Below are 23,821 nucleotides of genomic sequence, written 5' to 3' on the forward strand. Positions count from 1 at the left end.
GTCAGCGCTCCCCGTCCAGCTCGTGCCCGTCGCGGGCGAACGGCACGATCAACCTGGTCCGCTGGTCGTGCCGGTCGACCAGCAGCGCCCGGTCGGCGCGGGGCGTGTAGGCCAGGTCGTGCACCCCGAGGTGCAGGGCCAGCTCCGCACCGGGCACGTTGAGCGCGACGAGGCAGGCGACGTCGTCGCGGTTCTGGGTGCCGCCGAGGTCGTCGGAGAGCCGACGCAGGCCACGCCACCAGCCCAGCAGGTGTACGCCCTGAGCCGGCCCCTGGCGCAGCACGGCACGCAGGTCGTCCAGGCCGGAGCGGAACGTCACCGGGTCGGACGCCCCCAGCACCGGCGCGGCGGCGTCCATTCCGAACACCACCAGGTACTCCCGACCGGCTGGCTCGGCGGCCAGTGCGGCGATCCGGTCGCGCAGCCCGGCCGCGTCGAGGCGGTGCACCGGGTGACCGGCGGCCCGCAGCGTGGCCGCGGTCTCGGATGCGACCGAGTCGGTGGCGGTGACCAGGGAGGCCAGCTGGAACCGGACGTCACCGGGGGTGTGTTGGCGGGCCAGGCTCAGCGCGGCGGCGCGCAGCACGTCCGCGCCGGCCGGTGCGGTGCCGACGACGGCGAGGTGCCGGCCGGGCGTGGTGTCCATCAGGAACAGCGCGGTGGTGCCGTGCACGTCGACCGTCCGACCGACCAGCGCCATGGGGCGTCGGCCACCGGGACGCAGCCCGGCGAAGGTGGGATCGTCCTCGACACGCGCCGCCTCGTACCCCTTGAAGACCGCCGGTGCCCGCGAGCCCGGCGGGCGGGCCTGCCACAGCTCGTGGCGCAGCGCGGCGATTTCCCCGGCGGCGGCGTGCGCGTCGGGGAAGCGCAGGACGGTGTCCGCGCCGACCGCGCCGGCGGCGGTGTTGATGACGGCGGCACCGATGGGCAGGGCCGCGGCGGCTTCGTTGAGCTGGTCGAGGACGCCGCCACCGCCGGGCAACGCCACCCGCAGGGCGAACTGCCCGAAGATCGCCTCGGCCCGACCGTAGAGCGCCTCGATCCCGGTCATGCTCTGGCTGGCCAGCACCAGGTGGATGCCGTACGAGCGGCCCTTGCGGGCCAACTCCTCCAGCAGGTCGACCGATTCGCGGGCCAGGGCGTCGTTGCCGGCCAGCAGCACGTGGAACTCGTCGATGACGGCCACGATGCGCGGCAGCGGACTGTCCCTCGGCAGGTCGGCGAGCTTGGTGACGCCGTGCCGCTTGAACGCGGTGGCCCGACGCTGTGCCTCCCGGCGCAGCTCCCGCAGCACCGCCAGGCCGTACTCGCGGTCGGACTCGATGCCGACCGCGCGGGCGTGCGGCAGCCAGGACGGGTCGCGGCCGGTGGGCACGAACTCGCTGAAACTCACGCCCTCCTTGAAGTCGAGCAGGTAGAGCTGCAACTCGGCGGGCGAGTACCGCGCGGCCAGCCCGTACAGGACGTCGAGGAGGAAGACCGTCTTGCCCGCGCCGGTACGCCCACCGACCAACCAGTGCGGGGTTACGTCGTCGAAGGCGACCGTCAGCGGCGTGGCGCCGGCCCGACCGACGACGGTGCGCAGGCCGTTGGCCGAGGACTCGGCCCAGCGCCGCTCGGGCAGCAGTGCGGCGAAGGGCAACTCGTCGGCGCGGCGGGCGGCGACGCCGACGTGCTCGGCGAGCGCGCGGACCGAGGCCGGCGGCGGGTCGCCGTCGAGCAGCACGGGGACGGCGAGGCCGCTGCCGTCGGCGCTGAACGGGGTGCCGGGCGGGTCGCCGACGTGCGCGTACCCCTCATCGAGCCGGATGGCGGTGGTGCTGCCCAGCGGCGGCGACGTCTCGCCGGGCAGCCGGGACGGATGCCCGGCGACCAGGACGCAGACGGCGGCGGCCGGGCCGGCGTGGGTGAGCGCGGCGAGTCGGGCCAGCTCCCGTGGCGCGGGGGCGGCGGTGGCGACCACCAGCAGCAACTGCCGGGTGGCGGGCTCGGCGTGCTGGGCGGCGCGGGCGTGCCGTTCGGCGGCGTCCAGCAGCGCGGTCACCTCGGCCTCGCTGGTGGCCGGCGGGTCGAGCACCCCGGCGTCGAGCAGTGGGCGCAGCGGGCCGAAGGTCGCGCCCAGCGCGGCGGTGTCGATGCCGGCGACCCGGACCCGACCGGGCGGCGCGGTGGCCACGAGCCGCAGCACCAGCGCCCGCAGCAGCGCGGCGACCCGCCCGTCCCGCGCGTCGCTGTCCAGTGCCAGGTGGTGGCCGCCGCCGAGGGGCACGAGCACCGCGAACCCACCGTCCTCGGTGGAGGCCTCGCCGACGCGTACCGCGACCGGGTCGTCGGTGAGGGTGGCGACGCCGGGAGTCGGTGTGGCCAGCGCGCCGCCAAGGCGTGCGAGCCGGGCGACGAGGTCCGCCCCACCGACGCGGGGTGTCGGAGGCGACGCCGCGCCGAGCACGGACCGGGCCGCGTCCAGATGGGTACGGGCCGCCCGGTGGGCGGTGACCGCCTGCCCGTACGTCGACGCGAGCCTGCCCACGCATCGCCTCCCACGTCACGGCCGTCCGGTTCGCGCAAACCCTAACGGACAGCGGTGACGCCGGGACAGTAACCGACCCCCGCTTTCGGATCGTGGCGGCGACGCCTCGCCGCGCGCGCCGGGCCAGCGACGTTCACAGTTGTCGATTAGGTTGGCGGTGCGAAAACCCGATGGAGGGAGTGCACCTCGTGCGTCGAGTCCTCACGGCGGCCACCGCCGCCCTGACCCTCACCACCGCCGGCACCACGCTCACCGGCACGGCCGCCGCGGCCGCCCCGACGGCCTGGGGCCGACCGGTCGTCACCGCCGCGCCGCAACCCGGCGCGGCCGGCCTGGGCGACACCTACTTCCCCGACTACGGCAACGGTGGCTACGACGTCTCGCACTACGACGTCCGGCTGCGCTACGAGCCGGCGACCGACCGACTCACCGGCACCACCACGATCCTCGCCACCGCGACGCAGGACCTCTCGACGTTCAACCTGGACTTCCTGCTCGACGTCGAGTCGGTGCGGGTCAACGGCTGGGAGGCCGACGCCAGCACGGCGGGCACGCACGAGCTGGTCGTCACCCCGGCCCGCACCATCTCCCGGGGTCAGCAGCTCACCATCGTGGTGCGCTACGGCGGGGTGCCGTCGGAGACCCTGGTCGGCGGCTACACCGGCTGGACGCGGACCGACGACGGTGCGCTCGCGGTCAACGAGCCCGAGTCGGCGTGGTGGTGGTTCCCGAGCAACGACCACCCGCTGGACAAGGCGACCTTCGACATCTCCGTCTCGGTGCCCACCGGCGTCGAGGTGATCAGCAACGGCGTGCAGCCGCGCCCGCCACTGGCCGAGGCCGGCAACCGCACCCGCTGGATCTGGCGGACCACCTCCCCCACCGCCCCGTACCTGGCGTTCATGGCCATCGGCCAGTACGACATCGTCACCGACACCACGCCGGGCGGCCAGCCGGTGGTCAACGCGTACAGCACGTCGCTGGGTGCGCTCGGGCCGGCCGCCCGGGCCAGCATCGAGCGCACCGGTGAGATCGTCGACTGGGAGAGCGGGATCTTCGGCCCGTACCCGTTCGAGGCGCAGGGTGGCGTGGCCGGCCCGGTGGACGGCATCGGCTTCGCCCTGGAGACGCAGACCCGCCCGGTGTACGGCCCGGGCTTCTGGCGACGCGGCGCGAACACGTACGTGGTGGCCCACGAGAACGCCCACCAGTGGTTCGGCGACTCGGTGTCGGTGGCCGAGTGGCGCAACATCTGGCTCAACGAGGGCTTCGCCTCGTACGCCGAGTGGCTCTGGTCGGAGGAGCAGGGCGAGGGCACCGCGCAGGAGGTCTTCGACTTCACGTACGCGAGCTACCCCGCCGACGACGAGTTCTGGCAGGTGCTGCCCGGTGACCCGGGCGCCGACCGGATCTTCGACGACGCGGTGTACGACCGGGGCGCGATGACGCTGCACCAGCTGCGGCTGGCCGTCGGCGACGACGCGTTCTTCGCGATCCTGCCGGCGTGGACGGCCGAGCACCGGTACGGCAACGGCACCATCGAGCAGTTCCAGGCGCTGGCCGAACGGATCTCCGGTCTGGACCTGGACGATCTCTTCACCACCTGGCTGTTCACCGCCGGCCGCCCCGACGTAACCGGCGCCGCCCGCAAGGCCGCCCCGCCGGTCGAGCCGAAGTCCTGGGCCAAGATCCGCGAATCCCACGAGGCGCACCGCCTGCTGTCGCACTAGCGGCAGTCGTCACCCGGAAAGGCCCGTCGCCCGTGCGGCGGGCCTTTCCGCATGCCCCGCTGGTCCCGCCAGAGCGATCCCACCTGCCACCGCTGCGCCCCGCCGCCTCTCCCCCGCGCCCTTTGCTCTGCTTCAACGGACGCAACACCGGTTGTCCGACTATCGGACGTGGGGTGTTGCGTGGAGTGAAGCAGAGCAAAGGACGCGCAGAGGTGGTCAATCGCCGGGCCGGCGTCGTCGCCAGCTGTCGGATTCGGGGTCGACCGGGTCGCGCGCCGGCTCGGCTGTGCTCGCTTCGACGGCCCGGATGTGTCGGTAGGCGAACCAGAGGGGCGGGAACGCGCCGACCGCGAAGGACAGGTCGACGAGCGTCCAGAACCACGGAATGTCCCGGATCGGGCCGCAGATCAGCGCCAACGGGACGATGCCCGCGCAGGCGATCATGCCGACCTGCACCACCCAGACGTTGCGTACCGGGTCCCGCAGCGGCCCCCAGAACGCCACCGCCAGCACCAGGTGGGCGAAGGCCAGCCAGTCGGTGCCGTAGAGCAGGAACGGGTAGTCCCGGTCCGCCGTCACCAGTCCGGTGTGGACCCGTTCGATCCAGTTGACGAGCGCCGGGAACTGGCCGGCAAGCGGGTCCAGCGCGCGCAGCAGCCAGCGCACCTCGATCTCGAGTGGAAATGCGGTGGCACCGCTCAGGAAGAGGCCGATCAGCACGATCCAGAGCCACCGACGGGTACGCCGCAACCGCTCCTCGTTGTCCATGGTCGCAGCGTAACGATGATCTTCGTGGTGCCTGGTCCCGGAAGCGGTGACCGCTGTCTCAGTGCCGTGCGCTCTCGCCGGCGAGGGCCAGCTCGCCCAGCCGCAGCGGACGCGCGGCGGTGCCACCGGTGGCGACGACGCACACCGCACCGGCGGGCCGTACGACGCGGGCCGCCCGCCACGCCGCTCGACGTACCGGATGGCGCGGCTGAGGGACGACCAGGGTAAGGGCGGCGGCACGGCCGTGCTGCCGGTCCAGGGCGACGGCCGCCGCCGTGGTGGCGATCGCGGCGACCGAGCCGGCCAGGACGAGCGTCTGCCGTGGCCCGGCGTGCTCGGCCAGCCAGCCCAGCAGCGGCGCGCCGACCGCGGCCGAGACCGAGCCGGTGACCGCGAGCGCGGCGAGCACCCGGCCGCGCATCGCGCCGTCGGTGTCGAGTTGGGCACGGGTGCCGACGGTGGTGTCGATGACGACCGCGGCGGCGGCGATCGGGAGGATCACCGCGGCGAAGCTCCAGACGCCCGGGACGAGACCCGCGACGATCTGCAGACCGCTGGCCAGCAGGCCGGCGCCGACGAGCGTCCCGTAGCTCAGCGACCGCCGCCGGGCGGCGACGAGCGCGCCCACCACCGTGCCGACCGCGAACACCGTGGACAGCACGCCGTAGCCGGAGGCGCCAGCGGCCAGCGGCCCGTCGCTCATCGCCGCCATCGTCACCTGGTAGTTGCGGCCCAGGCTGCCCAGCACGAACGACAGGGCGAGCGCGAGCAGCAGGACCGGCTGTCCGCGTAGGTAGGAGAAACCGGCACGTACCCCGTGGCGGGTCGGGCCGTCGGCGGCCACCGCGCTGGCCACGGCCCCCGGCCGTACGGCGAGCAGGGCCACCACCACGGCGGCGAAGCTCGCCGCGTTGACGCCGAAGAGCAGCGCCGGGCCGACGACGGCGACGCCGACGGCGCCGAGGCTCATGCCGAGGATGCGTCCGGCCGAGTTGGTCAGCGAACCGAGTGCCAGCGCGTTGCCCAGCGTCTCGCGGTCCACGAGGGTCGAGGACCAGCGGCCCATGACCGGCCCCTCGATCGCCGAGACAGCACCGCTGGCCAGGGAGATCCCGAAGATCAGCGGGAGGCCGCCGACGCCGGTCAGGGCGACCGCCGCGAGGCCTGCGGCGAACGCGGCGTGGGCCACCTGGGCGGTGATCAGCAGCGGACGGGCGGGGAGGCGATCGGCCAGCACCCCGCCCCAGACACTCAGCAGCAGCGTGGGGGCGGCCTGGAGCAGCACGGCGACGCCCATCGAGGTCGCCGAGCCGGTCTCCTTCAGCACGTACCAGTTGACTCCGAGGACCTGCATCCAGGTCCCGATGACGGAGACGAAACCGGCGAGCGCCCAGATCCGGTAGTTGCGGTGGCGCAGCGCGGCGAAGGTGGCACCCATGGCCACGACGAACCTCCGGCGATCGACGACATGACGGCATGCCGATCGCGGCGCGGTTCGGCGGTCGACAAGTCTTGCCGACTCAAACCTCTTTGCCCAGATTTGTGAATGGTTTCACCTCGGGGAATGCCCGGCCGGCACGACGACATCGCCGTGCCGGCCGGACCCCCTCAGCTCAGCGGGCGGCCAGCGGCTGCGCGGCCGGGCCGACCGGGGCCGGCAGCGCGCCGACCCCACCGAGATAGCCGTGGATCGCGGCGGCCGCCGCGCGCCCCTCGGCGATGGCCCACACGATCAACGAAGCGCCCCGGTGCATGTCCCCGGCCACGAACACACCGTCGGCGTCGGTCTGCCAGTCGTCCCGGGCGTCGACGGCGCCCCGGGCGTTGCGGGCCACCCCGAACTGCTCCAGCAGCGGCTGCTGCTCGGTGCCCTCGAACCCGATCGCCAGCAGCACCAGGTCGGCGGGCAGCTCCCGCTCGGAGCCCGGCACCACGGTCACCACCCGTCGGCCGTCCACCTTCTCGACGGTGACCTCGGCGATCCGTACCGCCCGCACCTGGCCGGTGCCGTCGTCCACGAACTCCTGCACCGCCACGGCGAAGACCCGCTCGCCGCCCTCCTCGTGCGCCGGGTAGTTGCGCAGCACCCACGGCCAGGTCGGCCACGGGTCCCGGGATTCGTCGCGCTCGCTCGGCGGCTGCGGGTACAGGTCGAGCTGGTGCACACCCGCCGCGCCCTGCCGGTGTGCGACACCGAGGCAGTCCGCCGCCGTGTCACCGCCACCGATGATCACCACGTGCTTGCCGGCCGCGTCGATCGGGGTGCCGTCCGGCAGCACCGCCCGCGCCAGCCGGCGCTCGGCGGCCGCGTCGGTGGTCGCGGTGGCGACCGCCCGATTGGCCGCGACCAGGTGCGCCATCGCCTGGTGTACGCCCCGGAGCGCCCGCCCCGGCGTCTCCGGCGTGTCCCGGCCCTGCAACGCCCCGCAGGCCAGCAGGACCGCGTCGTGCTCGGCGCGCAACTGCTCGGCCGTGACGTCGACGCCGACGTGCACGCCGGTGCGGAAGCGCACCCCCTCGGCCGTGAGCTGCGCCAACCGGGCGTCGATGTGCCGCTTCTCCAACTTGAAGTCGGGGATGCCGTACCGGAGCAGGCCACCGATCGCGTCGTCGCGCTCGTACACCGTCACGGCGTGACCGGCGCGGGCGAGCTGCTGGGCGGCGGCGAGACCGGCGGGCCCGGAGCCGACGACGGCCACCGACCGGCCCGACGGCGCCGGGATCGGGCGCGGGGTGAAGCCGCGCGCCGCCGCGGCGTCGGCGATCTCCACCTCGACCTGCTTGATGGTCACCGGCTGGCCGCCGGCGATGCCGAGTACGCACGCCGCCTCGCAGGGCGCCGGGCAGAGCCGCCCGGTGAACTCCGGGAAGTTGTTGGTGGCGTGCAGCGACTCCACGGCGGCGTCCCAGTTGCCGGTCCGCACCAGGTCGTTCCAGTCCGGGATGCGGTTGCCCAGCGGACAGCCGTCGTGGCAGAACGGGATGCCGCAGTCCATGCACCGGGTGGCCTGCTCGCGGATCAGCTCCTCGCCGGCCGGCGGGTAGACCTCCCGCCAGTCGCTGATCCGCACCGGCACCGGACGGCGGGCCGGCAGACGCCGGTCGTAACGCAGGAAACCGTTCGGGTCAGGCACGGGCCACCTCCGGGGTGGCCGCCCGCGGCGCGGGCGGCACGGACGCGGCCGGCGCGCTGAGCGCGCTCATCACCGCGTCGTCGATGTTGTGGCCGGCGGCTTCGGCGGCCTTCATGATCTCCAGCACCCGGCGGTAGTCGCGGGGCACCACGGCGGTGAACTCGGCCACCGCCTCCGGCCAGCGCTTGAGCAGTTCCTCGGCGACCGCCGAGCCGGTCTCCGCGACGTGCCGCTGGACCAGCTCGTGCAGCAGCGTCTGCTCCTGCTCACGCAGCGGCGCCAGGTCGACCAGCTCGGCGTTGACCCGGTTCCGGTCCAACCGGTGCACGAACGCGGTGCCGCCCGACATGCCGGCGGCGAAGTTACGGCCGGTCGCGCCGAGCACCACCACGGTGCCGCCGGTCATGTACTCACAGCCGTGGTCGCCGACGCCCTCGACCACGGCGACCGCGCCGGAGTTGCGCACCGCGAACCGCTCCCCCACCCGGCCGCGCAGGAAGACCTCGCCCGCCGTCGCGCCGTACAGGATGGTGTTGCCGGCGATGATCTGGTCCTCCGCGCGCTGCCCCGGCTCGGTGTCCGGGTCGAGGAACGGCGCGGCGGCGTCCGGGCGGACGATGATGCGTCCGCCGGAGAGGCCCTTGCCGACGTAGTCGTTGGCGTCGCCGTGCAGCCGCAGGGTGACGCCCTTGGGCAGGAACGCGCCGAAGGACTGGCCCGCGGTGCCGTGCAGCACGAACTCGACGGTGTCCTCGGGGAGGCCGTCACCGCCGAAGCGGCGGGTCACCTCGCCACCGAGCATCGCGCCGACGCTGCGGTGCTCGTTGCGCACCGCGACCTCGACCCGCACCGGCGAGCGGTCGGCGAACGCCGGGGCGGCCAGCGCGATCAGCTCGTTGTCCAGCGCGTGCTCCAGGCCGTGGTCCTGGGCGCGTACCCCGCGTCGGATGGTGTCGGCGGGCAGCTCCGGCAGGTGCAGGACGGGGGCCAGGTCGAGCCCGTGGGCCTTCCAGTGCGACAGCGCCGGGGCCACGTCGAGCAGCTCGCTCTGCCCGATCGCCTCCTCGATGGACCGCAGGCCCAGCTCGGCCAGATAACCCCGGACCTCCTCGGCGAGGAACAGGAAGAAGTTCTCGACGAACTCCGGGGTGCCCGTGTACCGCTCGCGCAGCACCGGGTTCTGGGTGGCGATGCCGACCGGGCAGGTGTCCAGGTGGCAGACCCGCATCATCACGCAGCCCGAGACGATCAGTGGCGCGGTCGCGAAGCCGAACTCCTCCGCGCCGAGCAGCGCCGCGACCAGGACGTCCCGGCCGGTCTTGAGCTGGCCGTCGACCTGCACGGTGACCCGGTCCCGCAGCTTGTTGAGCAGCAGCGTCTGCTGCGCCTCGGCCAGGCCCAGCTCCCACGGGGTGCCGGCGTGCTTGAGCGAGTTCATCGGGGACGCGCCCGTGCCGCCGTCGTGACCGGAGATCAGGATGACGTCGGCCTTGAGCTTGGCCACGCCCGCGGCGACGGTGCCGACCCCCACCTCGCTGACCAGCTTGACGTGCACCCGGGCCGCCGGGTTGACGCACTTCAGGTCGTGCACGAGCTGCGCCAGGTCCTCGATCGAGTAGATGTCGTGGTGCGGCGGCGGCGAGATGAGGCCGACGCCGGGGGTGGCGTGCCGGGTACGGGCGATCCACGGCCAGACCTTGTTGCCGGGTAGCTGGCCGCCCTCGCCGGGCTTCGCGCCCTGGGCCATCTTGATCTGGAGGTCGTCGGCGTTGACCAGGTATTCGCTGGTCACCCCGAACCGGCCGCTGGCGATCTGCTTGACCGAGGAGCGGCGCAGCGGGTCGTGCAGCCGCTCGACGTCCTCGCCGCCCTCGCCGGTGTTGGACTTGCCGCCGAGGCGGTTCATCGCGATGGCGAGCGTCTCGTGCGCCTCGGCCGAGATCGAGCCGTACGACATGGCGCCGGTGGCGAACCGCTTGACGATCTCGGAGGCCGGCTCGACCTCGTCGATCGGCACCGGCGGACGGACCCCGGTGCGCAGGGTGAACAGGCCCCGCAGCGAGCCGGCCTGCGCGGCGAGCGCGTCCACCTTGGACGTGTACTGGCGGAAGACGTCGTACTGCCGGCTGCGGGTGGCGTGTTGTAGCAGGAAGACCGTCTCCGGGTTGAACAGGTGCAGCTCACCCTCGCGACGCCACTGGTACTCGCCACCGACCTCCAGCCGGTCCGACTCGGCGGTGCCCGTCGGCGGCCAGGCCAGCGCGTGCCGGGCGGCCACCTCGGCGTGCACACCGGCCAGTCCGACGCCGCCGATCCGGCTCGGGGTGCCCCGGAAGTACCTGTCGATGAGCCGGCTGTCCAGGCCGACCGCCTCGAAGACCTGCGCGCCGCAGTACGACGAGACCGTCGAGATGCCCATCTTGGACATGATCTTCAGGACGCCCTTGCCGAGCGCCTTGGCGTAGTTGCGGACCGCGGCGGGCGCTTCCACCCCGGCCAGCGCGCCCGTGGAGATCATGTCCTCCACGGACTCGAACGCCAGGTACGGGTTGACCGCCGCCGCGCCGTACCCGATCAGGACCGCCGCGTGGTGCACCTCGCGGCAGTCGCCGGACTCCACGATCAGCGCCGCCTGCGTACGCGTCTGCTCGCGGACCAGGTGCTGGTGCACGGCGGCGGTGAGCAGCAGCGACGGGATCGGCGCGAGGTCGGCGTTGGAGTCCCGGTCGGAGAGCACCAGGATGCGCACGCCGTCCTCGATGGCCTCGGAGACGTGCCGGCAGATCTCGATCAGGCGTGCCTTCATCCCGGCCGCGCCCTCGCGGAGGCGGTACAGCCCGGAGACCCGGACGGCCTTGAAGCCGGGCAGGTCACCGTCCTCGTCGATGGAGAGGATCTTCGCCAGCTCGTCGTTGTCGATGATCGGGTGCGGCAGCACGATCTGCCGGCAGCTCGCCGCGTTCGGGTCGAGCAGGTTGCCCTCCGGCCCGATCGTCGACGCCAGGCTGGTCACCAGCTCCTCGCGGATGGCGTCCAGCGGCGGGTTGGTGACCTGCGCGAAGAGCTGGTGGAAGTAGTCGTAGAGCAGTCGCGGCCGGGTCGACAGCGGCGCGATCGGGGTGTCCGTGCCCATCGAGCCCAGCGGCTCCGCGCCGGTCCGCGCCATCGGCGCGAGGAGGACCTTGAGCTCCTCCTGCGTATAGCCGAAGGTCTGCTGGCGGCGACGCACCGAGTCGTGGGTGTAGACGGTGTGCTCGCGGGCCGGCAGGTCGTCCAGCTCGATCAGCCCGGCGTGCAGCCACTCGGCGTACGGCTCGGCGGCGGCCAACTCGGACTTGATCTCGTCGTCGTGCACGATCCGGCCGGCCACGGTGTCGACCAGGAACATCCGGCCCGGCTGGAGCCGGCCCTTGGCCACCACGTGGGCGGGGTCGAGGTCGAGCACGCCCGCCTCGGAGCCCAGCACCACGAGACCGTCGTCGGTCTGCCACCAGCGCCCCGGGCGCAGCCCGTTACGGTCCAGCACCGCGCCGACGATCTCGCCGTCGGTGAACGCGACCGACGCGGGCCCGTCCCACGGCTCCATGAGGCTGGCGTGGAAGCGGTAGAAGTCCCGCTTCGCCCGGTCCATGCCGGGGTCGTTCTCCCACGCCTCGGGGATCATCATGAGCACCGCGTGCGGCAGGCTCCGACCGGCCAGGTGCAGCAGCTCCAGCACCTCGTCGAAGTTCGCCGAGTCGGAGGCGGCGGGCGTGCAGACCGGGAAGACGCGCCGGATGTTCCCCGGCAGGTTCGGCGAGCGCAGCAGCGCCTCGCGGGCCTGCATCCAGTTCCGGTTGCCGCGGATCGTGTTGATCTCGCCGTTGTGGGCGATGAACCGGTACGGGTGCGCCAGCGGCCACGAGGGGAACGTGTTCGTGGAGAAGCGGGAGTGCACCAGCGCGATCGCGCTGTCGACCCGCTCGTCGCGCAGGTCCGGGTAGAACGCCGGCAGCTGGTCGGGCGTGAGCATTCCCTTGTAGACCATGGTGCGGCTGGACAGCGACGGGAAGTACGCCGGCACGCCCCGCTCGGCGGTCTCCCGCTCGGCCTGCTTACGGAGGCAGAACGCCACCCGGTCCAGCTCGATGCCGCGCAGCGGGGAGCCGGCCGGCCCGGCCGGCGAGTCGGTGAGGCGGTGCGCGGCCACGAAGACCTGCCGGACCCGGGGCATGGCCGCCAGGGCGGTGTCACCGAGCCCGTCCGGCTCGATCGGCACGTCCCGCCAGCCGAGCAGGTCCGCACCCTCGACCAGCGCGTACTTCTCGACCACCCGACGGGCGCGCGCCTCGGCGGCGTCGTCGTCGGGCAGGAAGACCAGGCCGGTGGCGTACTCGCCGGCCGGCGGCAGCGGCACCTCGGCGACGGCGCGCAGGAACGCGTCCGGAACCTGGATCATGATGCCGGCGCCGTCGCCGGTGTTGGGCTCCGCGCCCCGGGCACCCCGGTGGTCCAGGCGGCAGAGTGCGCCGAGCCCGTTGGCGACGACGGAATGGGACCGTCGGCCGTACAGGTCCGCCACGAAGGCCACCCCGCAGGCGTCGTGCTCCTGCGCCGGGTCGTAGAGGCCCTGTGCCGCAGGGCGGGGGCCGGGCGTCGGGGACGCCTGCGGGCTGTGCGGGTGCGGCTGTGTCGAATCCGCGTACGGCTGAGCCACCGGGCCTCCTGTCGTCACTCAGGTTGGATCATGATGGGGACGACGTCGGCCCGTGGGTCTATTGAGTCTACGTTAGGGCTGGGGGCACAAGGCCACTCAAGATTGATCACACCGTCCAGAGTCTGGGACGTGTAGTCTCGCGCGGTGGATTCGGTGCGCAAGGACATCTTCGACCGGTTGGAACGTTTCTACGACGCCGTGCCCCGGGACGTCGCCGGTGTCGAGGAGCACGGCGCTCTGGTGCTGTTCGTCCGTGGTGCCGCCGGCTGGCCGTTCTACGCCCGCCCCCGGATCGACGCGACCGAGACGCCGTCGCTGTCCGACGTGACGTCCGTACGGGCCCGCCAGCGCGAGCTGGGCCTGCCCGAGGCCTTCGAGTGGGTGCACGAGACGACCCCGGAGCTCCTCGCGGTGGCCCGCTCGGCCGGGCTGTCCGTGCTGGAGGCCCCGCTGATGGTCCTCGACCCGGCCGCGCTGCCCGACCCGGCGACGCTCTCCGACGTACCCGTGCGGGTGCTGGCGGCGGACTCGCCCGACTTCGCCGCGGACGTGGCCGCCCGGCGGGCCGTGGCGGCCGTGGCGTTCGGCGTCCCCGGTACCGCGCCCGGCGAGGCCGGACCGGCCGAGCGGGACGCGGCGGTCACCGAGCTGGAGCTGGCCGCGCTCGACGAGGAGCGGTCCCGCATCGCCGACGGCCGACGGATCTCCGCGCTGGCCGGCACGCCGACCGAGGGCGCGCTGGCCAGCGGCATGGCGATGCGGGTGGACGACGTCGCCGAGATCGCCGGAGTGGCCACCCTGCCGGCCGCCCGTCGACGCGGGATGGGTGCCGCGCTGACGGCCTCCCTCGCCCGGGAGTTGCTCGCCGCCGGTACCGGGCTCGTCTTCCTCTCCGCCGGCAGCGAAGAGATCGCCCGGGTCTACCTGCGGGCCGGCTTCCGCCGCATCGGCACCGCCTGCATCGCCGAACCCGCCGCCCTGGTCCCCTGAGCCGCCGTCCGGCCGGCGCTGAGCCGGCCGGGCCAGCACCTGTCGGTCAGGACGGCGGACGCCACTGGGCCGCGGAGGCGGCGGCGCTGGAGAGCAGCCGTGAGTTGATCGTGCCGAGCGCGGCGTCGCGGGCCCGCAGCGCCAACCGGCCCCGGGTCTGCAGCACCGCGGACATCCGCCGGGTCTGCCGGACCACGGTCGCCGCCCGGGGACGGCGTACCCGGTCGTAGGTCTGCACGGCGTCGGGAAGCCGGGCCTCGCGCAGCAGCGAGGCGAGGGTGGCGGCGTCCTCGAACGCGAGGCAGGCGCCCTGCCCGAGGTGCGGCGGCATGGCGTGCGCCGCGTCGCCGAGCAACACCACCCCGCCCGGCCCGACGCCGAAGCCGTACGCGCGCGGCAGCGGGCGGAGCTCGCGCACCTCCTGCTGGACGAGGTCGCTCGGGTCGGTGGCGTCGAGCAGCGCGCCGATCGGTGCGGGCCAGCCGGCGTACCAGCGGCGCAGGAGAGCGAGTTGGGTCTCCGGCGGCTCCGGGCGGGGAGCGCCGGCCGCCGTGGCCACCCAGTAGATGCCACCACGCGTGGAGCCACCCGAGGAGCCCCGCTCGCCCAGCGAGGCGGCCACGAAGCGGTAGCCCGCGCCCAGCACCTCGCCGGCGATCGGCGCGTCGGCGGGCAGCCGGGGTGCCCGGTACCAGGGGATGACGGCCCGCCAGGCGGCGCAGCCGGAGCTGACCACCCGGGACTCGGGGGCCAGTTGGCGGCGGATGACGCTGTCCGTGCCGTCCGCCGCGACCACCAGGTCGGCTTCGATGGTGTGCCGTCCGTCGTTCACCCCCGGGCGTTCGCCCGGATCGACACGGACGTGGCGTACGGTCACCCCGGTCCGCAGCTCGACCCGGTCGCCGAGGCCGGCGATCAGGGCGTCGTGCAGATCCTCCCGGTGCACCACCACCGGCATCCGGTCGGCCGGCGTCGGCCGGGGCTGCACGAGCCAGTGACCGTCGGGACGGCGTACCCCCCCATCGGGCAGCGGCGTGGCGATGGCGGCCAGCCCGGCGCCCAGGCCGAGGGCCTGCAGGGCGCGCACGCCGTTGGGCCACAGCACCACGGCGGTCGGCTCGGGCCGAACCCGCTCGGCACGGTCCAGCAGGGTGACCTGCCACCCGGACCGGGCCAGCGCGCCGGCGACCGCGAGGCCTCCGACCCCGGCGCCGACCACCACCGCGCTTCGCATCGGACCGCCCCCGCTCAGCTGTCCCGGTCGGCGGGGCGTACGCCGGTGGCGTCGGCCCGGGCCGCGTCGCGCCCCTCGGGCGTCGCGTCCGTCGACTCGGCGGTGCGGTCCCCGTCGGCCGCGTCGTCGACGGATGACTCGACGCCCTCCGGGCGCACGTCGTCGTCAGGCTCCGGCGGCGCGACGCCGGTGTCCCGCCAGGTGGCGTACTGCTCCTCGCTGACCACCCGGTAACCCTCGGGGGCGGCGGTGCGCGCGCCGGTCTCGCGTGCGGAGATGTCGACCTGCGACAGGTCGGAGGTCGTGGCTGGCGTCGGGGTGGCCGCCGCGCCGATCGGGATCAGGTACTCCCGGGGGCCACGGACCCGCACGAAGTAGGCCAGCGCGCCGAGGAAGACCAGGGCCGCGGTCCACACGTTGAGTCGTACGCCGAAGATCTGGTTCGCCTCGTCGGTGCGCATCAGCTCGATCCAGAACCGCCCGGCGGTGTAACCCATGACGTACAGCGCGAACGCCCGGCCCCGGCCGAGGCGCAGCCGCCGGTCCAGGACGAGGACCAACCCCGCCACCCCGATGTTCCACACCAGCTCGTAGAGGAACGTCGGGTGGTAGAGGCCCGGCTCGAGGATCGGCTGGCCGGCGTCGTCGCGCAGCGCGTGCCCCGGATTGTCCGGGTCCATCCGGTGGATCTCCAGGCCCCACGGCAGCGTCGTGCGGCCGCCGAACAGCTCGTTGTTGAACCAGTTGCCCAACCGGCCGACCGCCTGGGCCAGCGGCAGCCCGGGGGCCAGCGCGTCGGCCACCACGGTGAGCGGGATGCCGAGCTGCCGGGCGGCGATCCAGGCGCCGACCGCGCCGCCCGCGACCGCGCCCCAGATGCCGAGACCGCCCTCCCAGATGTAGAACGCCTTGAGCGGCTCGCCGCCGGCGCCGAAGTACTTCTCCGGCGAGGTGATCACGTGGTAGAGCCGGGCCCCGATGATGCCGGCGGGCACCGCCCAGACGGCGATGTCGAGCACCGCCCCGGGCGCCACGCCCCGTCTGCGCAGTCGGCGCTCGGTCATCCAGCAGGCCAGCACGATGCCGGCGATGATGCACAGCGCGTACGCCCGCAGCGGGAACGGCCCGAGCTGCCAGACGGCGGTGCTGGGACTGGGCAGGGCCGCCTGGGGGGATAGCGAGGCGATGGTCACGGGTGCACACGCTACCGCTGCGCACCCCCGCAGCGGCACCCCGGGCCGCCGGAGAGGCCGGACGACGGACGGGTGGCGCCCGATCGAGCGTGATGCCTGTGCGTCATCAAGATGACGCACAGGCATCAGAGTTGTCGCACCGGTACCGGACGAGCCGCGACGGACGTCGGGCCGTGGCGGCGCTCAGCGGGCCGGGTTGCGGACGCCCTCGGCGAGTTCGGCGCACAGGGTACGCAGCGCCCTCAGCCCGTCGGCCGCGGAGGAGGCGTCCAGGACGCACCGCACCAGCGCGCTGCCCACGATCACCCCGTCGGCGTACCCGGCGACGGTGCTGGCCTGCGCGCCGGTGCCCACGCCCAGGCCGACGCCGACGGGCAGGTCGGTGACCCCGCGCACCCGGGAGACCAGCGTGGGAGCGGCGTCGGAGGTACGCGCCCGCGCGCCGGTTACCCCCATCACCGCCGTGGCGTAGACGAAACCCCGGCAGTGCTCGACGGTCATCGCGAGCCGGGCGTCGGTGGACGACGGCGACACCAGGAAGGTGCGATCCAGCCCGTGGGCGTCCGAGGCGGCCAGCCACTCCGCCGCCTCGTCGGGGATGAGGTCCGGTGTGATCAGGCCGGTGCCACCGGCGGCGGCCAGGTCACGGGCGAACACGTCGACGCCGTACCGCTCGACGGGGTTCCAGTAGGTCATCGTGACGACCGGCGCGCCGGTCGCCGCGACGGCCTCGATGACGCGCATCGTGTCGGCCGTACGGACCCCTCCGGCCAGCGCGATGTCGCTGGCCTTCTGGATGACCGGCCCGTCCATCACCGGATCGGAGTACGGGATCTCCACCTCGATGACGTCGACGCCGGCCTCGACCATCGCCGTCATGGCCGCGATGCTGCCCTCCACCGTGGGGAACCCGGCCGGCATACAGCCCACCAGCACGGCCCGCCCGTCGGCCCGGGCCTTGTCGAAGGCCACCCCGATGCGGCTCATCTCAGCGCTCCTTGTCGAGGATGCCGAAGTAGTCCCCGGCGGTGTGCACGTCCTTGTCGCCCCGGCCGGAGAGGTTGACCACGATGGTGGGCTCCCGGCCCAGCTCGGCGGCGAGCTTCGGAGCCAGCGTCACGGTGCCGGCGAGCGCGTGCGAGCTCTCGATCGCCGGGATGATGCCCTCGGTGCGGCAGAGCAGCTCGAAGGCGGCCATCGCCTCCTCGTCGGTGACGGGCAGGTAGCTGGCCCGGCCGGTGTCGTGCAGCCAGGCGTGCTCGGGCCCGACGCCCGGATAGTCCAGGCCGGCGGAGATCGAGTGCGACTCCAACGTCTGCCCGTCGGCGTCCTGCAACACGTACGTGCGGGTGCCGTGCAGCACGCCGGCCGACCCGCCGGTGATGCTGGCCGCGTGCCGGCCGGTGGTGACGCCGTCCCCGCCGGCCTCGAAGCCGTACAGCCGGACGCTCTCGTCGCCGACGAAGGCGTGGAAGATGCCCAGCGCGTTGGAGCCGCCGCCGACGCAGGCGGTGACCGCGTCCGGCAGCGCGCCGGTCAGGTCGAGACACTGCTGCCGGGCCTCGTCACCGATGCCCCGGACGAAGTCGCGCACCATGGCCGGGAACGGGTGCGGCCCGGCGGCGGTGCCGATCAGGTAGTGGGTCGCGTCGACGTTCGCCACCCAGTCGCGCATCGCCTCGTTCATGGCGTCCTTCAGGGTGCGCGAACCGGTGGTGACCGGTACGACGGTGGCGCCGAGCATCCGCATCCGGGCCACGTTGAGCGCCTGCCGTTCGGTGTCGACCTCGCCCATGTAGACCACGCACTCGAGGTCGAACAGGGCGGCGGCGGTCGCGGTGGCGACACCGTGCTGACCCGCACCGGTCTCGGCGATCACCCGGGTCTTGCCCATCCGCTTGGTGAGCAGCGCCTGCCCGAGCACGTTGCGGACCTTGTGCGCGCCGGTGTGGTTGAGGTCCTCGCGCTTGAGCAGCACCCGCGCGCCGACCTTCGCGGAGAACCGGCGGGCCTCGTAGAGCAGCGACGGCGTGCCGGCGTAGTCGCGCAGCAACGCGCCGAACTCGGCCCGGAAGGACTCGTCCGCGATCGCCGTACGCCACGCCCCGTCGAGCTCGTCCAGCGCGGCCACCAGGGCCTCGGGCACGAACCGACCGCCGAAGCGGCCGAAGTGACCGGCGGAGTCGGGCTGCGGACCGGCCACCGGGGCCAGCGCGTCGGCGCTCATCGGACAATCCTCTCGGTGGGGCGGCACACCGGCGCGGTCAGCGCACCGGCCGGGGCGTCGCCGGGTGGTTGCCGGCGTTGACCAGTTCGGCCACCGCCTCGCGTGGGCTCTTCTGGGTGACCAGGCCCTCGCCGACCAGCACGGCGTCGGCGCCGGCCGAGGCGTACCGGATCAGGTCGTGCGGCCCACGGACACCGGACTCGGCGATCTTGACGACGCTGCTCGGCAGGCCGGGCGCGATCCGCTCGAAAACCGACCGGTCCACCTGAAGGGTACGCAGGTCACGGGCGTTGACCCCGATCACCTGCGCGCCGGCCTCCAGGGCCCGGTCGGCCTCCTCCTCGTCGTGGACCTCGACGAGCGCGGTCATGCCCAGCGACTCGATCCGCTCCAGCAGGCCCATCAGCACGTTCTGCTCGAGGGCGGCCACGATCAGCAGGACCAGGTCGGCGCCGTGCGCACGCGCCTCGTGCACCTGGTAGCTGGAGACCACGAAGTCCTTGCGCAGCACCGGCACGGTGACCGCGGCCCGCACGGCGGCCAGGTCGTCCAGCGAACCGCCGAACCAGCGCCCCTCGGTCAGCACGCTGATCGCCCGCGCCCCACCCGCCGCGTAGTCGACGGCGAGGTCGGCCGGATCGGCGATCTCGGCCAGCCGACCCTTCGACGGCGAGGAGCGCTTGACCTCGGCGATGACCGCCACACCGGGCTTGCGCAGCGCGGCGTACGCGTCCAGCGGCGGCGGCGCCGCCGCAGCCAGTTCACGGATCCGTTCCAACGGAACCTGCTCCTGGCGACGGGCGACGTCCTCGCGCACGCCAGCCAGGATCTCGTCGAGCACGCTTACGGACGCCGCCTGACCGGCCTCGTCCCCCTCCGCGTGCGCATGCTCAGCAGTCACCAACGGACTCCCCTCTCCGGGTGTCATGGGCCGATGCTAGGGGCACCCGACCGAGGCCGGAAGCCGGGGGTATGGCGCTGCTCACGAAAAGGCCTGCGGCATAATGGCCGACTTGCCGTGAAGGGGTTGTCACGCAGCGCCACCTCCGTATCGACCACCGTCACGCGACGATGACCCGGCGGCTCCGGTCGAACCGGGCCGACCCATCGATCATGCCAGTTACCGCGGCTCGCCGCCGAACGACAGCGACAACAGTCGATGTTGTGAGCAAGCTCAAGGCCGAACGGCCCCTCCCAGGTCGCGGGCGTGGCGGGACAGTTGACGGGGTGGTCACCCCGGCGAAACGTCGGCAGGTGAGCATCGTCCTCGGGCAGACTCGATGACGCGCCTGCCCGACCGTCGCCGACTCCTCGTGTGGAGTGAGCCATGAACACTGCCGAGTCGAACCCCAGCATCGGACTGACCACCATCTCGCGGACGATGGCGTCGCTCGCCGTCGGGGTGGTGCACACCCTGGAACGGGCCGTCGTCGGCGAGGGCCGGATGCGCACCGCACGCGGCAACGCCTGGGAGGCGGTCTGCGCCGACCGGGCCCGGGCCGACCGACGCGCCGAGCTGGACCGCCTGGTGGCCGAGCTGACCGCCGCCCGCGCCGCCACCCGGCCGCAGCGGGACCGTCAGCCGGTCGGCCGCGAGCGGGACCGTCAGCCGGTCGGCCGCGAGCGGGACCGTCAGCCGGTCGGCTGATCAGCCGGCCGTGGGGTCCTCGCCCCGGTCCAACGCGTCCCACGCCTCGGTGGTCCGCCGACCGGCCAGCGGGCCCGGGGCGGCAGGCGTCGACGGCCTACTCTCCGTGACCGTTCGCGTCGGCCGCTCGTACCGGGCGCCCATCGCCGGCCACCCGCCGCCCCGCAGCGCCGTCCACCCACCGCCCACGGCGACGAGCAGGCCGCCGACCAGGCAGAGCGCCGGCCACTGCCGGCTCACCACACCGTCGAGGTCGGCGACCAGCCCGTAACCGGCACCGGCCGACACCGCCAGCCCCAGCGCGGCGAGCAGCACACCCAGCAGCTGCCGTACCCGACCCCTGGTGGCGAGCACCGCGCCACCACCGGCCAACGCCACCACGGCCAGCGCCGGCAGCCACGGCAGCAGGGCGGCCCCGCTGCGGGCCTCGCGCACCGGCGGCAGCGGCGCCGGCCGCACGGTCAGCTCGACCGACCAGCCACGGGTCGCCATCCAGAGCGCCAGGCCCGCGCCGGCGAGACAGAGCAGCATCGCGTACGTCAGCTCGCGCCGGCCGGTCGCGATCCGCGCGCTCACAGTGCCAGCCTTTCGTTCGCGACTGCGGGGCTCCGCTGCGCTGCACTCCTCGCGCTCACAGTGCCAGCCTTTCGTTCGCGACTGCGGGGCTCCGCTGCGCTGCACTCCTCGCGCTCACCGGGCCGCCCGGAGCGTTTCGGCGGCGGCGATCGCGGCCAGCACGGCGGCGGCCTTGTCGCGGGTCTCCTGCTCCTCGGCGGCCGGATCCGAGTCCGCGACCACTCCTGCCCCGGCCTGCACGTAGGCGCGGCCGTCGCGGATCAGTGCGGTCCGGATGGCGATCGCCATGTCCAGGTCGCCGCCGAAGCCGAAGTAGCCGACCGTGCCTCCGTAGACGCCGCGGCGTACCGGCTCCAGCTCCTCGATGATCTCCATGGCGCGCACCTTGGGCGCGCCGGAGAGCGTGCCGGCCGGGAAGGTCGCGGCGAGCGCGTCGAACGCCGAGCGGTCGTCACGCAGCGTGCCGGTCACGGTGGAGACGATGTGCATGACGTGGCTGTACCGCTCGATGGTCGCGAACTCGGGCACCTGGACGCTGCCCGGTTCGCAGACCCGGCCCAGGTCGTTGCGGCCCAGGTCGACGAGCATCACGTGCTCGGCGCGCTCCTTGGGATCGGCGAGCAGCTCGGCGGCGAGGCCCGCGTCGGCCGCCGGGGTGCCGCCACGCGGTCGGGTGCCCGCGATCGGGTGCAGCAGCGCCCGCCGCCGCCCGTCGCCGCCGGCGGTGACCTTCAGGTGCGCCTCGGGCGACGAGCCCACGATGTCGAACCCGTCGAAGCGCAGCAGGTACATGTACGGGCTGGGGTTGCTGGTGCGCAGCACCCGGTAGACGTCCAGCGGGTCGGCGTGGGTGGCCCGCTCGAACCGCTGGGACAGCACGATCTGGAAGCACTCGCCCGCCCGGATCGCCTCGTTGGCCGCCTCCACGGCCTTGACGTAGCCCCCCTCGGGCGTACGACAGACGACCTCGCCGGCCGGTGGACGCGCGACCGTCGAGATCATCGGCGGGATGGGTCGGGACAGCGCGGTGGTCATCGCGTCGAGGCGGCCCACCGCGTGGTGGTACGCGGCCCTGACGTGCGCGTCGCGGTCCGTCGCGTCCAGCGGCGGCAGTACCGCGTTGGCCACCAGGATCGCGGAGCCGTCGTAGTGGTCGAGCACCACCAGGTCGGTCGCGAGCATCATGCCCAGCTCCGGCACGCCGAGGTCGGACTCGGTCAGCTCGGGCAGCCGCTCGAAGCGGCGGACGAGGTCGTACCCGAGGTAGCCGACCATGCCCCCGGTCAGCGGTGGCAGGCCGTCGCCCGGGCCGGGCGGCGGCCCGGCGAGCGCCGCGACGGTGTCCCGCAGCACCCGCACCGGGTCGCCGTCGGTGGGCAGCCCGGCCGGTGGCTGCCCGAGCCAGGTCGCCGCGCCGTCCCGTTCGACGAGGGTCGCGCTGCTCCGTACGCCGATGAACGAGTACCGCGACCAGGCCATGCCCGCCGAGCCGACCCCCTGCTCGGCCGATTCGAGCAGGAAGGTGCCGGGCCCGCCGGCGAGCTTGCGGTAGACCCCCACCGGAGTCTCGGCATCGGCCAGCAGCCGTCGGGTGACCGGCACGACCCGCCAGCGGGCGGCCAGCTCGGTGAAGGTGGCCAGGTCGGGGCTCACCGCGCCGTCGGTCATGCGCCGACCCGCCCCTGGTGCACGGCGGGGCTCCGCCGAACCGTGCTCACCGGGCGTCCGGCGCGGTGACCGGCAGCTCGGTGAAGAAGCACGTCCGGTGCCCGGTGTGGCAGGCCGCGCCGACCTGGTCGACGCTGACCAGCAGGGCGTCGCCGTCACAGTCCAGGGCCACCGAGCGCACGTACTGGTGGTGCCCGGAGGTGGCGCCCTTGACCCAGTATTCGCGCCGGCTGCGCGACCAGTAGGTGGCCCGGCCGGTGGTGAGGGTGCGGTGCAACGCCTCGTCGTCCATCCAGGCGACCATCAGCACCTCGCCGGAGTCGTGCGCGCGTACCACGGCGGCGACCAGGCCGTCGGCGGTGCGGCGCAGCCGGGCCGCGATGGCCGGGTCGAGCCGGGACGGACGGACCGGCGCCGAGGCCGCCGGGCCGCTCGGTTCGCTGGGGACGCCGGTCAGCGGCGCGTCAGGTACGGGCACAGTTGCCCATTCTCCCGCACGTGGCGTGGGCACCGGCGACGGCTCCCGCCGAGGGTTCGGCCCATGGCTCACGGGCCGCGCGAGCTGGGCCACGTAACGGTCGAGGCGGCCGTCGACCAGGGCCTCGGCCAGGTCGGTGCCGCAGCAGTCGGCGATCTCCCCGGCGTACGGGCGGATCAGCGGCAGGGTGCCGGCGACCAGCCGCACGGCGGCGGCCCAGAGCTGGCCGGTGGCGCCCGGGCGCAGGCCGAGGCAGAGGAGCATGTCCTCGCGGTAGCCCTCCGGAGCGACCGGCAACTCCAGGGCCGCCGCGAACGCCGCGCGGCGGGACGACACCCGCACCGACGGGTTCGCCGGGCGCAGCACCGAGGGGCAGAGGCGGGCCAGGTCCGCCACGGCGAGCCGGACCCCGAGGCGGTCGGCGGCGGCGCGGGCGGCGGCGGCCTTGCCGAGCAGGGCGATCAGCTCCTCCAGCCGGGGCGGCTCGGCGGGCTGGCACAGCACCGGCAGGTCGATCCGGGGCCGCCAGTGCGGGTCCGCCCAGAGCAGCCGGGCCGGTGCGGTGACCGGCAGTCCGAACGCCCAGTCGGCCGGCTCGCCCAGCCGGTGCACCCAGGAGCGGACGTCGCGCGCCGCCACCGAGACGTGGGTGACCCGGCCGGCGGTCTCGGCCAGGTACGCGCGGCGGGCGGCGTACGGCGAGCCTCCGACCAGCACGTCGAGGTCGACGTCGCTGTGCGCGGTGGCCGCCCGCCGGGCGTGACTGCCGCGCAGCAGGATGCCGACGACCGGCCGTTCGGCGGCGTCCCGCAACCGCGCGGCCCAGTCGTCGAGAAATCCGCTGTGCGGTAACGGAGCGTGACCCACGGCGTCATCGTGCCGTACGTCCGATCAGCACGCAATGCCCGTTGCCGGACGCGCTGTCCGGTCCGGAGCCTACTGCCCG

General features: G+C 74.0%; 16 protein-coding genes and 1 pseudogene. 3 read left to right on the forward strand and 14 right to left on the reverse strand.

The features are described 5' to 3' along the window. Position 1 precedes the first annotated feature (1 nt). Positions 2–2,533: an FtsK/SpoIIIE domain-containing protein gene (locus ACN269_RS10470; RefSeq protein ID WP_421472266.1), complete on the reverse strand. Its 2,532-nt coding sequence runs from the start codon at positions 2,531–2,533 to the stop codon at positions 2–4. 188 nt (positions 2,534–2,721) lie between these two features. Between ACN269_RS10470 and ACN269_RS10475 the strand changes: the two genes are divergently transcribed. Beyond that, positions 2,722–4,263: a M1 family metallopeptidase gene (locus tag ACN269_RS10475; protein ID WP_421472267.1), complete on the forward strand. Its 1,542-nt coding sequence runs from the start codon at positions 2,722–2,724 to the stop codon at positions 4,261–4,263. 216 nt (positions 4,264–4,479) lie between these two features. On the opposite strand, the gene ACN269_RS10480 is transcribed toward ACN269_RS10475, so the two are convergent. From ACN269_RS10480 to gltB, 4 genes are all read right to left on the reverse strand, one after another. Continuing rightward, complete coding sequence (locus tag ACN269_RS10480; protein WP_421472268.1) at positions 4,480–5,031, reverse strand: hypothetical protein; 552 nt, start codon at positions 5,029–5,031, stop codon at positions 4,480–4,482. 58 nt (positions 5,032–5,089) lie between these two features. Next, positions 5,090–6,469 (reverse strand): MFS transporter, encoded by a 1,380-nt coding sequence (locus ACN269_RS10485; protein ID WP_421472269.1) that lies wholly within the window; start codon positions 6,467–6,469, stop codon positions 5,090–5,092. A 175-nt stretch (positions 6,470–6,644) separates the two neighbouring features. Beyond that, positions 6,645–8,165: a glutamate synthase subunit beta gene (locus ACN269_RS10490; protein ID WP_421472270.1), complete on the reverse strand. Its 1,521-nt coding sequence runs from the start codon at positions 8,163–8,165 to the stop codon at positions 6,645–6,647. Then, positions 8,158–12,861 (reverse strand): glutamate synthase large subunit, encoded by a 4,704-nt coding sequence (gltB, locus tag ACN269_RS10495; protein ID WP_421472271.1) that lies wholly within the window; start codon positions 12,859–12,861, stop codon positions 8,158–8,160. The genes ACN269_RS10490 and gltB overlap by 8 nt, the downstream gene beginning before the upstream one ends. 144 nt (positions 12,862–13,005) lie before the next feature. On the opposite strand from gltB, the gene ACN269_RS10500 reads away from it, so the two are divergent. Further along, on the forward strand, positions 13,006–13,851 hold the full coding sequence (locus ACN269_RS10500) for a GNAT family N-acetyltransferase (RefSeq protein ID WP_421472272.1): 846 nt from the start codon (positions 13,006–13,008) through the stop codon (positions 13,849–13,851). Between the two features lie 46 nt (positions 13,852–13,897). Here the strand turns inward: ACN269_RS10500 and ACN269_RS10505 are convergent, their stop codons facing one another. The 5 genes from ACN269_RS10505 to trpC all read right to left on the reverse strand — a co-directional run bounded on the left by ACN269_RS10505 (position 13,898) and on the right by trpC (position 19,346). After that, positions 13,898–15,085, reverse strand: a complete 1,188-nt coding sequence (locus ACN269_RS10505) for an FAD-dependent monooxygenase (RefSeq protein WP_421472273.1) — start codon at positions 15,083–15,085, stop codon at positions 13,898–13,900. 14 nt (positions 15,086–15,099) lie between these two features. After that, positions 15,100–16,278, reverse strand: coding sequence for a prolipoprotein diacylglyceryl transferase (gene lgt / locus ACN269_RS10510; protein WP_421472274.1), 1,179 nt, complete (start codon positions 16,276–16,278; stop codon positions 15,100–15,102). Between the two features lie 183 nt (positions 16,279–16,461). Continuing rightward, positions 16,462–17,265 (reverse strand): tryptophan synthase subunit alpha, encoded by an 804-nt coding sequence (gene trpA, locus ACN269_RS10515; protein WP_421472275.1) that lies wholly within the window; start codon positions 17,263–17,265, stop codon positions 16,462–16,464. 1 nt (position 17,266) lies between these two features. Next, positions 17,267–18,505, reverse strand: a complete 1,239-nt coding sequence (trpB, locus tag ACN269_RS10520) for a tryptophan synthase subunit beta (RefSeq protein ID WP_421472276.1) — start codon at positions 18,503–18,505, stop codon at positions 17,267–17,269. A gap of 37 nt (positions 18,506–18,542) precedes the next feature. Next, positions 18,543–19,346: an indole-3-glycerol phosphate synthase TrpC gene (gene trpC, locus ACN269_RS10525; RefSeq protein WP_039906616.1), complete on the reverse strand. Its 804-nt coding sequence runs from the start codon at positions 19,344–19,346 to the stop codon at positions 18,543–18,545. 486 nt (positions 19,347–19,832) lie between these two features. Here trpC and ACN269_RS10530 point away from each other — a divergent pair, with 486 nt between their 5' ends. Then, a complete protein-coding gene (locus tag ACN269_RS10530; RefSeq protein WP_421472277.1) occupies positions 19,833–20,153 on the forward strand; it encodes a hypothetical protein in 321 nt (106 codons plus the stop codon). On the opposite strand, the gene ACN269_RS10535 is transcribed toward ACN269_RS10530, so the two are convergent. The 4 genes and pseudogenes from ACN269_RS10535 to ACN269_RS10550 form a co-directional block, all read right to left on the reverse strand. Then, complete coding sequence (locus tag ACN269_RS10535) at positions 20,154–20,729, reverse strand: Trp biosynthesis-associated membrane protein (protein ID WP_421472278.1); 576 nt, start codon at positions 20,727–20,729, stop codon at positions 20,154–20,156. A 114-nt stretch (positions 20,730–20,843) separates the two neighbouring features. After that, on the reverse strand, positions 20,844–22,397 hold the full coding sequence (locus tag ACN269_RS10540) for an anthranilate synthase component I (protein WP_421472279.1): 1,554 nt from the start codon (positions 22,395–22,397) through the stop codon (positions 20,844–20,846). A gap of 46 nt (positions 22,398–22,443) precedes the next feature. Beyond that, the gene (hisI, locus tag ACN269_RS10545) at positions 22,444–22,875 is read right to left on the reverse strand and encodes a phosphoribosyl-AMP cyclohydrolase (protein WP_421476267.1); all 432 of its coding nucleotides are present in this window, start codon (positions 22,873–22,875) and stop codon (positions 22,444–22,446) included. A 180-nt stretch (positions 22,876–23,055) separates the two neighbouring features. After that, positions 23,056–23,742: pseudogene (locus ACN269_RS10550) on the reverse strand (phosphoribosyl-AMP cyclohydrolase); the annotation flags it as partial. Between the last annotated feature and the right edge of the window lie 79 nt (positions 23,743–23,821).

The organism is Micromonospora sp. WMMD736, from assembly GCF_049179015.1.
GTDB lineage: Bacteria > Actinomycetota > Actinomycetes > Mycobacteriales > Micromonosporaceae > Micromonospora.